Genomic DNA, 14,632 nt, shown 5'->3' with positions numbered 1-14,632 from the left:
CCTTAACTTCAGCAAACGCTGCTTTCTATTTTAAACCCCAAAACCGGCCAAAAATCCATCAAAAAAAACCACCCCCCATCACTCACAACAAACCACGATAACGAATAAAAATCAAAACAGCAGCCCAAGAACCCAAAGCCACCTTCACCGCAACCAAAACATTAAGAAGAGGAAGAATACCCCCACTAAAAAGTCCGCCTAACTCACCGTGTGGTAACTCATAACCGGCCAAAGTAACAGCCGACAAAACAATAAAAGCAAGCACCGAAATTTTCTCCCAAATCGCCGCTTTCCAACGCTTATAAACCCCCTGCATCCACTCAGTAGAAGACGTAATCGCCACCAAACCAATCGCAGTACCACCGGCCACCCCCGCCGCAAAACCACCACCCGGACTCAAATGCCCCCGGATCGCCAATTCAACACTCACCAAAGCAGAAATCGTAGCCCCCAAACGAGCCAAAATCACCGAAGTTTCATCACTAAACTGAACCATTTTAGTCACCGGCTTTTCATTAGCCAGCAAAAATTGACAGCCCATAATCGCAATAGTAAAAACAATCACCTCATAAATCGTGTCATAGAGACGATTTCTTAAAATAATCGCTGCCACCGCACTAGGAACCCCACTTTCGTTAACAAGCGTTTCCACAATTGAAGCCCCAAAATCTGGTGCCGCATTTGGCAGTGCAAACATCTTGAAATACATCGCTATTCCCGCAGCAATATATACCCACTTCATAACTACTTACCCCCTAAATCAGAATAACTTTTATAACTCAAATTCGTTGTTGTAGAAACTTCAGTTTGCAGAATTTCATAAAGACGATGCAGGCGAACTACCGTGTCATAAACTGGTTTTTCTTCCCCATCTTTTCCTCTTATACAAATCCCATGCACTTCTTTTTCAATCAGCGCTTGTTGCAACTCTTCCCTATCCAAATAAGGCACTAACTCAAGACGCAAAAAACGCTTACGAAAAATCTCCCTTAACTGCTCAATAACTGTGCGAAAAGGATGTTCCGCCTCAGCCTCAACCAACTCATCTTTCACCACACCCAAACGCATCACCAGAGAAGAACGCACCGCCACTGCATAAAGCGTAACTGATAGCATCGTTCCCACTAAAGCTTCCGTCAAAGCCACATCCGCCGCGCCGAAAACTGCATACAACATTGCCGATACCCCACCCAAAATCCCCCGCATCACCAAAGCATCGTAGGGATTAGTTTGAATCACCAAAATACAAGCCGCCAAGGGCATCAAAGCGGTTATGAAATAAAGATAATTATCCGTCATATTTACTCCTCTTCGTCGAACAATAAGCCAACACATAACCTAACATCGTATTCCAAAGCGCCAAACAAATAAGCGCCAGAATTAGAAAAGGCCATTGCTTCGGAATCTTCAACAGCAAACCGATAATAATAATCATCGAGCCAAGAGTATCTGAAACCGAAAGACTATGCAATTTAAACAAAACTGAACGATCACTTAGTAGGTGAGAAGTCCCCCAAAACCAGAAGAAAATTCCTATCACTATGCAGCCATAACTTAAGAAATTAATCATGCTTCACTCATTCTTTTTATGATGTGTGACAACAACATTAAACCGGCATTTCCCACAGTCAAAATAATAACTGCTACAATGCCAATCATCCAATCATCACGCAAAACCGAGACAAACAAAATAATGATTGATGCTTTAGTCGAAAGACTAGCAAAAGCTAACATTCTCTGCCAGATATTATCATTTTGCCAAGCATCATAGATGGGAATCAGTAGACTGCCAATCATCGCAATTAGTAACCAATTCATGCCGGCTTCCTCCTGATTACGCGGTGTACTTCATACCAGCCATTTTGGTTGTATTTGATAACAATGGTTTTCGGCGTAAAAGTAATCAAAAAGATATCCAAGAAAATGAGACGACGTGAGCGCTGTGTTGTCACCCTCTCCAAAATCACATCTTCTTCATTATGGGGGCGAAAAATAAGCTCAAATGCCTCAATATATGCCTGGGGAAGCGCCCATAAAATCTTCCCCACCACCGAAACCCAATCTTTTAAAACTTCTGGCTCTGTGTAACTTCGCGGCAATAAAAGTGCGATGATAACACCGATGATGATATTTTCCAGACTCAAATTAGCCGTGAGGAGAAACCAAATTGTTAAGCGAAAAATTAAATGCCCAACCATGCAAACCCCATCCAAAATAGAAACACTAAAACCAGACTCATAAAACCAACTAAATCATCAAATTTTTCGCCAAAACGCGGCAGTTTGATGGTCGATTTTTTCAAGATAAAATAATAAACCAACCATCCCAGGGCAATTATTGCCAGGGGTTTGATGATATTTTCCAAGGTGTAGGCATCATAATAGATAACATTTGCTAAGATTAGCCCACCGAGTAATACAATCAACGCACCCCAGAAACCGGCCCGCATTTTTTCTGCGTTTTCTACCTTTTGATGCGGCAAAAAGATAAATTTGGCAAAAGATATTGCCGTCCCCAGTGCAGCAAGATTCATCACAATTACTTGCCAAGGTACGAGATTTTTCATAGTTAAAACCTTCGCGCCAAAACCAGATAACATGGGAAAGCCAGAGATAGAAAAACTAGCTATAACCAAGGCTATCCAGATGGGGGTATTTATGGGTGTTTGTTGCAATTCTTTAAAGTTGCGACTCGGTAAAGAACCGGCAATTAAAAACAGTGCTGATTTAACTAAACCATGCGTCAGCGCATAAAAACCACCGACTTCTGGTGCAGCAAGCACAAACCCTAACTGAGAAACTGTGTGAAAGGCAAGCATCCGTTTGCTATCTTTTTCAAAGACGGCATAAAACACCCCAAAAAGCGCGGTAGCAACGCCAAAAAACCGGACAATGGGATCGATTTCACTGATAACTAATGCACAGCGAACAAGGGGAAAAATGCCGGTTTTAACAACAACTCCCGACAGCATAGCTGACACCGGCGTTTCTGATTCTGAGTGAGTTAACGGTAGCCATAAACCCGATACAAACACCCCTCCTTTTACTAATAATCCCAGAAAAATTAAAGCAAGAGCTTCTGGAGGAGCCTCACGCAAACCGGCAAAAGCAAACGAATGATTCGCCTGATAAACGAGCACTGCGCCAATGAGATAAAACAACATAGCGACGTTGCTAGTAAATAGATAACGCAACGCCACCCAAAGCGAGCGATCTGTCCGGGGATATGCTATTAAGAGAAAGGCGGCAATACCGCTTACTTCCAAGGCAACATATAAACTTACAAAATCTGAACAAACAAAGGTAGCATTAACGCTGCCATGTAAGATAATTGCTTGAGCGTAAAAAAACGCGCTTTTTCCAGTGTCCCAACAGTAGAGAATAACGGCAGCGGTGACAAGAGCGTTGGTTAAGATAAAGAAACCGCTTAATTGATCTGCTTCTAGGGTGACACCAAAAGTATCGATTAATTGGAGTTTTAGCGGTGACTGTTGGACTAACAGAGAAAAGGCATAGCCGCCGGAAACAATAGCTCCCAAAAGAGCGAGATAGCGGTCAAGTTTGGGGAACAAATAAATAACGAACCCCACAATAAACGGGAATACGATCCAGGCAATTGTAAGGTTATTCATGGGGTATTATTTTTTTCAATTTCGTCGATTTCTAAGGTGGGGTTATCCCGTGACAGCTTCATTACCCCGACTAACATTAATGCTTGAATTGAAAGACCGATAACAATAGCTGTTAAGATCACTCCTTGCGGGACTGGATCGGCAAAAGCGAGATTTTTGGCATCTGACAAAATGGGGGTGAATAAACCATTACGCGATGCAATCAGTACATAGTAGGCGACAACCCCTGCACTCATCACATCCATCGAGATGATTTTCATCACCAAGTTTTTTTTGAGGAGGATACCGAAAAATCCGCACATAATTGTTGCGAAAACAAAGGCTTCTAACACGGTATTTGCCTGTTGGGTGAGGGTTCTTCGTAGTTACAGCAGATTGCAGGTACAAGCAATCAACAAGTTTAGGTTTTTCAGTTTAATAAATTGATTGATTTTCCTACTCCTCCTTTCAAAAGGTTGTTAATGCAGGTAAGATTAGGGACGGTCTGTTATGAAATAGGTTTTGTCAGGGAATCTTGTTTGACAACGGCCTCAACACTTTAATTGTAACTTGCTTTTGTAGAATTAATATATAGTTTATTTCCGGGGGTAACTATTTGTATTCTTCATAAAAACTATCTCTACATATCATATTAAGAAAAAAATGTCAAGTCCGAAAAAATAGATTTTTTCTAAGGAAAAACAGGGGTTAAAAATAAATAAAGCCGATGGTTAAGCACTCATCACCCCGGAGAAAAATATCTGATAAGAAAGCGATTTTAATTAAAATTTTTGTCCCAACGTAGAAGACTGTTACATTCTAAAATGCGACTTTTAGGCGTAGTCAAAATATAATTTTAACCTAGGGCATCTCAGAAACAAAGAAATTAATAAACCTAAAAATTCAAGCAAAATCAACCAACATAAAAACTATGTAACCCAACATTTTAAAATTAACTTATAATACCATCATACTTATCAAACCCAATAATCAAAAAACCATCCTATTCATCTGCGTTCGCAAGCTTAGCGCTACGCGCGGCTGCGCCTACATCTGCGGTTAAAATAAATAAACTCCCAAACAAACAACAGCCCTGCTATTCTAAAAATTATCCCTCAACTCCCTAACCCCATGACCCCAACAGTAGAAGCACATTCTGGATTTTCCCCCGCCACCGATCAAGGCATTGGCGGCAGCGTACACGAATATCAATGGACGTGGAAAAAACGCCGCGTCAGCGTCATTTATGAAACCCTTGGTTACGGTTCCCCAATCTTATTACTACCAGCCTTCAGCAGCATATCCTCACGCACAGAAATGCGCGGACTAGCCGAACTTTTAGCCCAACATTTTCAAGTCATAGCCCTAGACTGGCCGGGATTTGGCAGTTCAGAACGTCCGCCCTTTAACTACGAACCGGCCCTTTATTTAACATTTTTAGGAGACTTTGTTAGAGATAATTTTAACGAACAAATAGTTGTTATAACAGCCGGACATGGGGCGGGTTATGTAATGCAACTGCCGCAACTGTGGTCATGGGTAGTATTAATTGCCCCTACTTGGCGCGGCCCCTTGCCGACCTTCATGGGAGAAAAAAGGTGGCTTTTCAACATAATCAAAAAAATTATTTACCTTCCAATTATCGGACAATTTCTTTATTTTCTCAACACCTTACCCCCCTTTCTCAGCTTAATGATCCGCCGGCACGTCTTCGCCAACCCCAACACCGTCACCCCCACTTTTATCAAAGAAAAACACAAAATTACCCAGAAAAAAAATGCGCGTTTTGCCTCAGCAGCCTTCGTCACCGGCGGACTAGATATCATTAAAAACCGCGCCAAATTTATTGACTTATTCCAACCATTACCAGTCCCCGTATTAGTAGCCATTCCCGAACAAAGCCCCCCAAAATCGCGCATGGAAATGGAAGTATTAGTAAGCTTCAGCGCCACCCAAAAATGTTGGCTACCGGGGTCATTAGGCTTACACGAAGAAAACCCCACCGGCCTCGCAGAAACCATTATCCCCTTCCTAAAAAAATTCCTTTCCCGTCCCACCTATCCCACCCCAGAAGAAGATCAACAACCCCAATAAAAACCCTCATCAAACCCACCCCAAACCCATCCTATTCATCTGCGTTAATCCCACTTCGGTGGTTAAATAAAAAACTGCCCACTTCCCAAAACAACCCCAATGAGATAGAATCATAAAACACAAGCCGGTTTTGGTGGGGAGCAGCCACCAAAGGAAACGGGGAAAGCCTGGTGCAAATCCAGCACTGTCCCGCAACTGTAATTTGATGCAGCAAACATCAAGAAAGTCAGAACGCCCGCCGGCCAACAAATTAACCCTTCAACCCATCTGCGAGGTACAGATGAAAACAACATTTATCAGCGAAAAATCCAGTCTTTAACCGGCCCCCTTGCGCCGCAGAAACTAGCCGGTTATCCCTATTTCTATCAGCTATCTCTGTGACATTCCCCTGGCTGAAAAACAGGGTTTCTTGACGAATTCACTTACTTGAGAAAAGCTATAAATTTCCCTGTCCATTGTCAAACAATAATCACGAATATGCAGCCCCAACACACATTATTTATTTGCAAAACTTGTGCATCCGTTTGGAAAGACGGCAAGCGTCAAGGCAAAAGCGGCGGTCAAGAGTTCATCGAAAACTTAACAGAAAAATACCAAAATTGGGACTTGCGAGAAAACTTTTCTCTAGTGCCGGTGGAGTGCATGAGTGCTTGCAGTCACGCTTGTGCTATCTCTTTTTCTGCACCCGGAAAATACACCTATCTTTTTGGTGATTTGCCGGTTAATGAATCTGCCGATGCTGTTTTAGAATGTGCCGGTTTATATTATTCTAAATCTGACGGAAATTTGCCTTGGTCAGAACGTCCTGAAGTTTTAAAGAAAGGCATTATTGCTAAAATTCCTCCTGTTTTTGCCGGGGTTTAAAAAAAAACCGCAGATAAACGCAGATAAACGCAGATAAATAGGATGGGTTTTTGGTTTTTACAAGGCCGTTTTACAGTACACAATTCACAATCTAAGAGCGATTTATGTCAGCAAAAATTCCTGTAACAGTAATCACCGGCTTTCTTGGTAGTGGCAAAACTACTACTATTCGTCATTTATTGCAAAACAATCAAGGCCGTAAAATAGCAGTGTTAGTTAACGAGTTTGGCGAAATTGGTATTGATGGAGATTTACTAAAATCTTGTCAAGTTTGCGATGAAGAAGAAACTCCGACAAACAACATTGTAGAACTTACAAATGGCTGTCTTTGTTGCACTGTTCAAGAGGAATTTTTACCCACTATGCAAGAAATTCTCAAACGGCGCGACAAAATCGATTGTATGCTTATAGAAACCTCTGGGTTAGCTTTACCAAAACCCCTTGTACAAGCCTTTCGCTGGCCCGAAATTCGCACCGGCGCCACCGTAGACGGTGTTATTACTGTTGTTGACTGTGAAGCCGTCGCATCCGGCACCCTCGCACCCGATCTTGACGCCTTAAATGAACAACGCCAAAGTGACCCCAATTTAGAACACGAAACCCCCATTGAAGAACTGTTTGAAGATCAATTAGCCTGTGCCGATTTAGTATTATTAACCAAAGTCGATTTAGTAGACAGCCAAACCCGCGAAAAAATCACTAATTGGCTACAAAAAGAACTCCGCCCCGGAGTTAAAATTGTGCCTTGTGAAAGTGGAAAAATTAGCCCAGATGTGTTACTAGGATTTAACGCAGCCGTCGAAGATAATTTAGACAGCCGGCCCTCTCACCACGACAGCGAAGAAGAACACGACCACGACGACAACATCAACTCTGTTAACTTTATTTCTGACCAACAATTTGACCCCCAGACTTTGACGAAAAGACTGCAAGAAATTGTCAAAAATCAGGAAATTTATCGCATCAAAGGCTTTGTTTCCGTCCCCAACAAATCGATGCGATTAGTATTACAAGGAGTCGGTACACGCTTCGAGCATTTCTATGACCGGCCCTGGCAACCCAGCGAACCCCGCCAAACCCGCCTTGTCTTCATCGGACGTGACCTTGACCAAACTAACATTCACAGCCTTTTAAGTGCATAAATAAGGCAATTTTTAACCGCAGATTAACGCAGATAAACGCGGATAGGCTATCTGGGTTCATCTGCGTTTAAAGAAATAGCAGACAGCAGAACGTTGCAAAAAATGTAAATAAATTTTACATTTCCACAATCAACCGCTCACCTGTCCCCCTACCAAGGTATGATCGGCCTTGCGATTTAAAACAAAATTATTCTCACCATCACTCATGTCTTCAGAAACATCCCCCTCCGTTAATGCAGGATTGATTCACCGGCCCCGTCGTTTGCGCCGTACAGATGCCCTACGTCGCATGGTACGCGAAACCCAACTAACAGCAAACGACCTGATTTATCCCCTCTTTGTCATGGAAGGAGAAAATCAAAAACAAGAAATCTCCTCGATGCCGGGATGTTATCGTTATACCCTTGATTTATTATTAAAAGAAATTGCCGATGCCTACGCATTAGGAATCCCCGCAATTGCCCTATTTCCCCTCGTTGAAAACGAAAAAAAAGACAACGCCGGCACAGAAAGTTATAACCCCGACGGACTCGTTCAACGCACCATCCGCGCCATCAAAAAACAAACACCAGAAATCGTTATTATTACCGACGTCGCCCTCGATCCCTTCAGCACACAGGGACACGATGGAATAGTCGGAGAAAATGGCGAAATTCTCAACGATGAAACCGTCGAAGTATTAGTAAAACAAGCCGTTTCTCAAGCCGAAGCCGGCGCCGATATGGTCGCACCTTCTGATATGATGGATGGCAGAATTGGCGCAATTCGAGAAGGTTTAGATAACGCAGGATTTACCAACGTCAGCATCCTCGCCTACTCCGCAAAATACGCCTCAGCCTATTATGGCCCCTTCCGCGACGCCCTCGATTCTGCACCCAAATTTGGCGACAAAAAAACTTACCAAATGGATGCAGCAAACGCCCGCGAAGCTATCACCGAAGCCGACTTAGATATCGCAGAAGGTGCTGATATTATCATGGTAAAACCGGCCCTCGCTTACCTCGATATTATTCACCTCTTACGCAACACAACAAACGTCCCCATCGCTGCTTATAATGTCAGCGGTGAATATGCCATGATCAAAGCTGCCGGTCAGATGGGATGGATTGATGAAAAGAAAGTTATTTTAGAAACACTTACCAGCATTAAACGTGCCGGTGCAGACTTAATCCTCACATATTTCGCCAAAGAAGTCGCCCTCATGTTGCGATAAAACAAGGCTGGGCATCGCCCAGCTTTACTTGGCAGGGAATTTTCGCTACTATCAAAGTGAAAAATACCAATCAAGTCAATGACTACCAGCCAACTACCCGACTCCCTCGCCCGCATCGTTCAGCGTTTCAAACGCTACACAAACCCCAAACAAGGCTACGAATTACTCATCACCCTCGCCAAACGTTTACCACCCTTTCCCGAAGAACAAAAAATCAGCGAAAATAAAGTACACGGCTGCACTTCTCAAGTCTATATTACCGCAGAATTAAAAGACGGAAAAGTGGTATATCAAGGCGATTCTGATTCGCAATTAGTCAAAGGATTAGTAGCCCTTTTGGTAGAAGGTTTAAGCGGGTTAACTCCCTCCGAAATTTTAAAAGTAACCCCCGATTTTATTCAAGAAACCGGCCTCAATGTCAGCCTCACCCCCTCTCGCGCCAACGGCTTTTACAACATCTTTAAACTTATGCGAGAACGGGCTTTAACCTTTGAGTTAATCAATTCCGCAGAAGCCATAACTGCTACCCCCGACTAAAAAATTCACGCATCTACAATCTAAAATTCTATGGTTGGCTTAGAAATTCCAAAACGCGGGATGCCGGTAACAATCATCACCGGCTTTCTGGGAAGCGGCAAAACAACCCTGCTCAATCATATCCTCAAAAATAACCAGGATTTGAAAATAGCAGTCTTAGTCAATGAATTTGGCGATATCAACATCGACAGCCAGCTTTTAGTATCCATCGATGAAGATATGATGGAACTAACTAATGGCTGTATCTGTTGCACCATTAACGATAGCTTAATTGATGCCGTTTATCGAGTTTTAGAAAGACCCGATAAAATTGATTACCTAGTCGTAGAAACCACCGGCATCGCCGACCCCTTCCCCATCGCCCTCACCTTCCTCAGCCAAGATTTACGCGATTTAACCCGCCTAGATTCGATTTTAACCCTTGTTGATTGCGAAACCTTTACCCCCAGTCATTATTCCAGTTCCGCAGCCCACAATCAAATTGCCTACGGGGATATCATCATCCTCAATAAAATTGATTTAGCCCCCGAAGGAAAAATCCAATCTCTCGAAAATTATATTCATTCTGTTAAGGCCGGTGCGCGAATTCTTAAATGCAACCAAGGCATCGTTCCTTTACCCCTAATTTTAGATGTCGAACTCACCAAAATCGACACTTATTCTAATATTCAAACCTCCCACCACCATGATCACCACCACCATGATCACAACCATTCTCACCATTTAGAAAATGATGGCTTTGTATCAGTATCTTTTGAAAGCGATCAGCCATTTTATGTAAATAAATTTCAAGACTTTTTGCAACAAAAATTACCCGAAAACGTCTTTCGCGCCAAAGGATTAATTTGGTTTATTGAAAGCCCCCACAGACATATCTTTCAACTCAGCGGTAAACGTTTTGAACTCCAAGAAGACAAATGGACAGGACAAAAACGCAACCAACTTGTCTTTATAGGCAGAAACTTAGATGCAGACGAGTTGCGCCGCAATCTCAACGCCTGTATTGCCAACGCCTACAGCAACAAACCCACAACCTAAAAAAAATCAGTAGTTGTCGTTATCTCATCAACGCTGTATAACAAGAAAAAGAATAACAAAAATCTGAGACAAAAATGGTAGAAGCAACCCTGATCAATAACTCTGTGCCGGTAACAGTCCTCACCGGCTATCTGGGCGCCGGTAAAACCACCCTCCTTAACCGCATTCTTACCCACGAACACGGCAAAAAAGTCGCCGTCATTATCAACGAATTTGGCGAAGTTGGTATTGATAACCAACTCGTTGTTCAATCTCTTGATGAAGAAATATTTGAAATGAATAACGGCTGCATTTGTTGCACCGTTCGCGGCGACTTAATACGCATCATTAACAACTTAATGAAACGCCGTAATAAATTTGATCATCTTGTTATCGAAACCACAGGACTAGCCGATCCTGGGCCGGTGATTCAAACTTTTTTCATGGATGAAGATGTTCGTACCCTCACAAATTTAGATGCCGTTGTCACCGTCGTAGATGCTAAACACATTTGGCAACATTGGGACAGCGACGAAGCAAAAGAACAAATCGCCTTTGCCGACATCATTTTACTAAACAAAACCGATTTAGTCACCCCCGAACAACTGCAACAACTCGAAAAACGCATTCGGACAATGAATGCAATGGCAAAAATTTATCGCACTCAAAAAGCAGAAATAGGCATGGATGCACTGCTGGGAGTAAAAGCCTTTGATTTAAAACACGCCTTAGAAATAGACCCAGAATTTTTACACGACGAACACGAACACGAACATCACCACGAACACGAACATCACCACGAACACGAACACCACCACGAACACGAACATCACCACGATGAAACCGTTTACTCAGTTGCCATCGTCGAAGAAGGTGCATTAAATGGCGAAAAATTAAACAACTGGTTAGGCGAATTATTGCGAACCCAAGGCCCAGATATTTTTCGCATGAAAGGCATATTAAACATTGCCGGTGAAGACAAACGCTATGTTTTTCAAGGAGTCCACATGGTCTTTGAAGGCACCACCGACCGGCCCTGGTTGCCAGCAGAAAAACGCCAAAATCAACTCGTATTTATTGGTCGTAACTTAGACGAAAAACAACTCAAAGAGGACTTCCGCAAGTGTTTGGTGTAAAAGACCTCGGCAAAAAAATACTCGAATTCAAATGGCAAGGCAACCTCTCAGATTTTATCACCGCACTTGCCTGGTCAGACAATGGCAAAATCCTCGCGGCTTCCACCGGCAACGGAGACGTTGTATTATGGCAATCTAACAAACTTTACACCCTCCAAACCGGCAGCGGAGAATCCATAGATTGCCTTAAATTCTCTTTTGATGGCAAATACTTAGCCGCCGGCGGCCAACAAGGAATCCTCAAAATTTGGCGCATTTCTTCCCCCGCAGAAATTGAAAAAACGCCCCCCCATTCCTTTAACTATTCCCCGGCTTGGATCGACCGGCTTGCCTGGAGTCCCAAACGCAATCATCTTGCCTTCAGCACCGGCCGGCAAGTACAAATATTAGATGTCGAAAACTCCCTCAACTCCGGCCAAGCATCCCTCCTTACCACCCTCAACTTTCAATCTTCAACTGTACTTGATTTAGCATGGCATCCCAAACAAGACTTCATCGCTGTTTGCGGATATCAAGGCACAAAAATTTGGAATGCCAAAGACTGGCAAGATGACCCCTATATTCTCAGCATTCCTTCAGCCACCAACCACATCACCTGGTCGCCAAACGGCCAATATTTAGCAGCAGCAAACCAAGACAACACCCTCACCCTCCTAGAATGGGGTAATCCCCATCCTTGGGTAATGCGAGGCTTTTCTGGGAAACTGCGAGCACTAGCTTGGTCAAGCAAAAACAGCCCCACCGGCGCCCCGTTATTAGCAGCAGCCAGTGCTTTTAGCATTTCTGTCTGGGAAAAACAAAAAGATGAATCAATCGGATGGCAAGCTTGGTTATTAGATGTTCATCAAGGTTTTGTCTCCGCCACAAGCTTTCAACCAGATACATTTTTACTCGCCACCGCCGCCGAAGACGGACAAGTTTGTATCTGGGAAAAAGCCAAACAACTCGGCCAACTTTTAGAAGGAGACAATTCTTTTACTTGTTTGCAGTGGGATAAACAAGGAAACCAACTCGCTGCCGGTGGTAACGAAGGACAATTAACAATCTGGTCAAAATCTTTACGCGGCAAAGGTTTCGGTTAAACAATTTTTCGTATGTATGTAGTTGCGTTTTAGCGCTAAAGCTACATACATACGAATTTAAATAATTATTTTATTCAACTTAAAAAATTCTTTTTTTATCAACTGAAAAATCTGGAAAGCGTTGCTTGTTTTAGCTCAACTAAACTATTTCATGCTGGGAGATACCTTAGATTTCATAATAACAAGCTTCATCATGCCTGTCACCATCTTATTAAACTCCCAATACCAAACAAATTTAAACAAAAATTGTTCGGTTGTTGAGCGGTTGTCTCAATTATTGAACACAACTTTAAAAGGCCGTTTAAAAGCAACGCTCAGAACCAGACTTTCTTAACAAAGACTTTCTATCTGAGCCGAACTCATACTCTTATTACAGCCAACTTTCTCTTCTTCAATTTCCACAGTGATTTTCGCTTTGGAAACTTTTTCCATATAAGCAAACGGAACCACAACCGGCCACAACACACTCGCCGTCACCAACGTAGCCATCGACAATTGCTTTTCTTCAGGAGTCAGCTTGTCCGCTTCTTGCTCAAAGATAGAAAACCAATTTTTAAAGAAACAAGGAGCAGACACTAAATAAATTGCGCCCAACGAACCAAGAAATAAAGAGACCATAGGATTTTCCTCACTTTGTGTATGTAGATACTGGGGGGTTTAAGTCATTCTTCCGCTGGGTATATCCCGTTCTTATTTCTTTGGGCAGGCTGGTTGACTGACTTGTATCTACTTTAGACGGCTTCTACGAAAAAAAAACTAACTTTACACAAACTTTAAATATCTCTACCGGGTAAATACGCAAACTTGTCCTAAACCCGAAAAATAATTAAAGACTATTTAAAGTTATACCGGCCTCAAGTACACCTACTCTACCCGTAGTTATACGCAAACTTGCCTAACCCAAACCGCCTTAACTGTTGCTTTGCCTCCCAAATCCCGCTTTGGGCAAGGATCATGGCCCAACTGACACCCTTAGCAAGCTTCGCTACCCTACCGTACTCAAGGCTAATTTCACAATATTAATAGTGCATTCCAGTCTCTATCGCTCACAAATCCGCATCCGCAAACATGGGTTCTGGTTGACAGAGATTTCTGGACTAGCGTACCACAGCGAGAACATTTAAACCGGCAAGCCCTGCGATATCGGCATTTCAACTATATACAACAAGGACAGCCGAGCGACATTCCTGTTTAAAGGTTGTTGAATTTCTGATAAAAATTAACAAGACGTCCCAGGAAAAATACCACGATGGCACAACAACAACGCGCCGAAATTGACATTGCGCCCTATATCGACCACGCACTCCTAAACAATACCGCCACTCCCCCCCTTGTAGAAAAATGGTGTGAAGAAGCAGATCGCTTTAACTTTGCAGCCGTGTGCGTTTATCCTGCGTATGTACGGATAGCCGCAAATTTATTACACAACAAACGCCCCAAAGTCTGTACTGTGATTGGCTTTCCCACCGGCACCACCACCAGCGCCACCAAACTCTACGAAGCTCAAGAAGCCATCGACAACGGAGCCCAAGAACTCGACGTTGTAATTAACCTGGGTTTCCTCAAGGCCGGCAACACCAACGAGCTACACCGTGAAATTGCGGAGATATGCGAAACCGGCATTCCTGTTAAAGCGATCCTTGAAACCAACCTGCTCAACGACGAAGAAAAAAAACTCGCCGCCGAACTATGTATGGATGCCGGTGTTGCTTACCTCAAAACCGGCACCGGCTGGTATGGCGGCACAAATATCAGCGATGTAAGGCTGCTTAAACAAATAACACGGGGCAAAGTAGGTATAAAAGCTGCCGGTGGTATCCGCACCCATCAAGAAGCCCTAGATTTAATAGTGGCCGGTGCCACCCGTCTCGGTACTTCCCGCAGCATCGATTTACTCGGCCAGCGCGATAACCTAGAAGAGAATTAGAAACTGCTCA

Annotated in this window: 18 protein-coding genes and 1 riboswitch; of the genes, 9 read left to right on the top strand and 9 right to left on the bottom strand. The window is 43.2% G+C overall.

Annotation, left to right across the window (positions count from 1 at the left end; all coding sequences use genetic code 11):
• Positions 1 to 82: 82 nt before the first annotated feature.
• The 7 genes from NG798_RS05755 to NG798_RS05725 are packed head-to-tail and all read right to left on the bottom strand — an operon-like array spanning position 83 to position 3,963.
• Positions 83 to 742 carry a Na(+)/H(+) antiporter subunit B gene (locus NG798_RS05755; protein WP_261220984.1) on the bottom strand — a complete coding sequence of 220 codons (660 nt, stop codon included), beginning with the start codon at positions 740 to 742 and terminating at the stop codon, positions 83 to 85.
• A gap of 2 nt (positions 743 to 744) precedes the next feature.
• Positions 745 to 1,299, bottom strand: a complete 555-nt coding sequence (locus NG798_RS05750; RefSeq protein WP_261220982.1) for a DUF4040 domain-containing protein — start codon at positions 1,297 to 1,299, stop codon at positions 745 to 747.
• On the bottom strand, positions 1,289 to 1,570 hold the full coding sequence (locus NG798_RS05745; RefSeq protein WP_261220980.1) for a monovalent cation/H(+) antiporter subunit G: 282 nt from the start codon (positions 1,568 to 1,570) through the stop codon (positions 1,289 to 1,291). Before NG798_RS05745 ends, NG798_RS05750 begins: the two co-directional genes overlap by 11 nt.
• Positions 1,567 to 1,818 carry a hypothetical protein gene (locus tag NG798_RS05740; protein WP_261220978.1) on the bottom strand — a complete coding sequence of 84 codons (252 nt, stop codon included), beginning with the start codon at positions 1,816 to 1,818 and terminating at the stop codon, positions 1,567 to 1,569. The genes NG798_RS05745 and NG798_RS05740 overlap by 4 nt, the downstream gene beginning before the upstream one ends.
• Positions 1,815 to 2,198, bottom strand: coding sequence for a Na+/H+ antiporter subunit E (locus NG798_RS05735; RefSeq protein WP_261220976.1), 384 nt, complete (start codon positions 2,196 to 2,198; stop codon positions 1,815 to 1,817). The genes NG798_RS05740 and NG798_RS05735 overlap by 4 nt, the downstream gene beginning before the upstream one ends.
• The gene (locus tag NG798_RS05730) at positions 2,183 to 3,631 is read right to left on the bottom strand and encodes a cation:proton antiporter (protein WP_261220974.1); all 1,449 of its coding nucleotides are present in this window, start codon (positions 3,629 to 3,631) and stop codon (positions 2,183 to 2,185) included. The genes NG798_RS05735 and NG798_RS05730 overlap by 16 nt, the downstream gene beginning before the upstream one ends.
• Complete coding sequence (locus NG798_RS05725; protein WP_261220972.1) at positions 3,628 to 3,963, bottom strand: NADH-quinone oxidoreductase subunit K; 336 nt, start codon at positions 3,961 to 3,963, stop codon at positions 3,628 to 3,630. The genes NG798_RS05730 and NG798_RS05725 overlap by 4 nt, the downstream gene beginning before the upstream one ends.
• Before the next feature lie 778 nt (positions 3,964 to 4,741).
• Between NG798_RS05725 and NG798_RS05720 the strand changes: the two genes are divergently transcribed.
• From NG798_RS05720 to NG798_RS05685, 8 genes are all read left to right on the top strand, one after another.
• On the top strand, positions 4,742 to 5,704 hold the full coding sequence (locus NG798_RS05720) for an alpha/beta fold hydrolase (protein ID WP_261220970.1): 963 nt from the start codon (positions 4,742 to 4,744) through the stop codon (positions 5,702 to 5,704).
• 108 nt (positions 5,705 to 5,812) lie between these two features.
• A riboswitch (cobalamin riboswitch) is annotated at positions 5,813 to 5,962 on the top strand.
• Between the two features lie 219 nt (positions 5,963 to 6,181).
• Positions 6,182 to 6,568, top strand: coding sequence for a DUF1636 domain-containing protein (locus tag NG798_RS05715; protein ID WP_261220968.1), 387 nt, complete (start codon positions 6,182 to 6,184; stop codon positions 6,566 to 6,568).
• Positions 6,569 to 6,672: 104 nt separating this feature from the next.
• Complete coding sequence (gene cobW, locus NG798_RS05710) at positions 6,673 to 7,710, top strand: cobalamin biosynthesis protein CobW (protein WP_261220966.1); 1,038 nt, start codon at positions 6,673 to 6,675, stop codon at positions 7,708 to 7,710.
• A gap of 205 nt (positions 7,711 to 7,915) precedes the next feature.
• Positions 7,916 to 8,923, top strand: coding sequence for a porphobilinogen synthase (hemB, locus tag NG798_RS05705; RefSeq protein WP_261220965.1), 1,008 nt, complete (start codon positions 7,916 to 7,918; stop codon positions 8,921 to 8,923).
• A gap of 78 nt (positions 8,924 to 9,001) precedes the next feature.
• Positions 9,002 to 9,460 (top strand): SufE family protein, encoded by a 459-nt coding sequence (locus NG798_RS05700; RefSeq protein WP_261220963.1) that lies wholly within the window; start codon positions 9,002 to 9,004, stop codon positions 9,458 to 9,460.
• Between the two features lie 30 nt (positions 9,461 to 9,490).
• Positions 9,491 to 10,498: a GTP-binding protein gene (locus tag NG798_RS05695; RefSeq protein WP_261220961.1), complete on the top strand. Its 1,008-nt coding sequence runs from the start codon at positions 9,491 to 9,493 to the stop codon at positions 10,496 to 10,498.
• A gap of 74 nt (positions 10,499 to 10,572) precedes the next feature.
• Complete coding sequence (locus NG798_RS05690; protein WP_261220959.1) at positions 10,573 to 11,613, top strand: GTP-binding protein; 1,041 nt, start codon at positions 10,573 to 10,575, stop codon at positions 11,611 to 11,613.
• Complete coding sequence (locus NG798_RS05685; RefSeq protein ID WP_261220957.1) at positions 11,601 to 12,695, top strand: WD40 repeat domain-containing protein; 1,095 nt, start codon at positions 11,601 to 11,603, stop codon at positions 12,693 to 12,695. Before NG798_RS05690 ends, NG798_RS05685 begins: the two co-directional genes overlap by 13 nt.
• A 330-nt stretch (positions 12,696 to 13,025) precedes the next feature.
• Here the strand turns inward: NG798_RS05685 and NG798_RS05680 are convergent, their stop codons facing one another.
• Together NG798_RS05680 and NG798_RS05675 are read right to left on the bottom strand one after the other, a co-directional pair.
• Positions 13,026 to 13,313, bottom strand: a complete 288-nt coding sequence (locus NG798_RS05680) for a hypothetical protein (protein WP_261220955.1) — start codon at positions 13,311 to 13,313, stop codon at positions 13,026 to 13,028.
• Positions 13,314 to 13,706: 393 nt separating this feature from the next.
• Complete coding sequence (locus NG798_RS05675; protein WP_317619560.1) at positions 13,707 to 13,850, bottom strand: zinc ribbon domain-containing protein; 144 nt, start codon at positions 13,848 to 13,850, stop codon at positions 13,707 to 13,709.
• A 94-nt stretch (positions 13,851 to 13,944) separates the two neighbouring features.
• On the opposite strand from NG798_RS05675, the gene deoC reads away from it, so the two are divergent.
• Complete coding sequence (gene deoC, locus NG798_RS05670; RefSeq protein ID WP_261220953.1) at positions 13,945 to 14,622, top strand: deoxyribose-phosphate aldolase; 678 nt, start codon at positions 13,945 to 13,947, stop codon at positions 14,620 to 14,622.
• Positions 14,623 to 14,632: the final 10 nt, after the last annotated feature.

The organism is Ancylothrix sp. D3o (genome assembly GCF_025370775.1).
Taxonomy (GTDB): Bacteria; Cyanobacteriota; Cyanobacteriia; order Cyanobacteriales; family Oscillatoriaceae; genus Ancylothrix.
The sequence above is the reverse complement of the archived record's forward strand: the minus strand, read 5'-3'. Positions and strand labels throughout refer to the sequence as shown.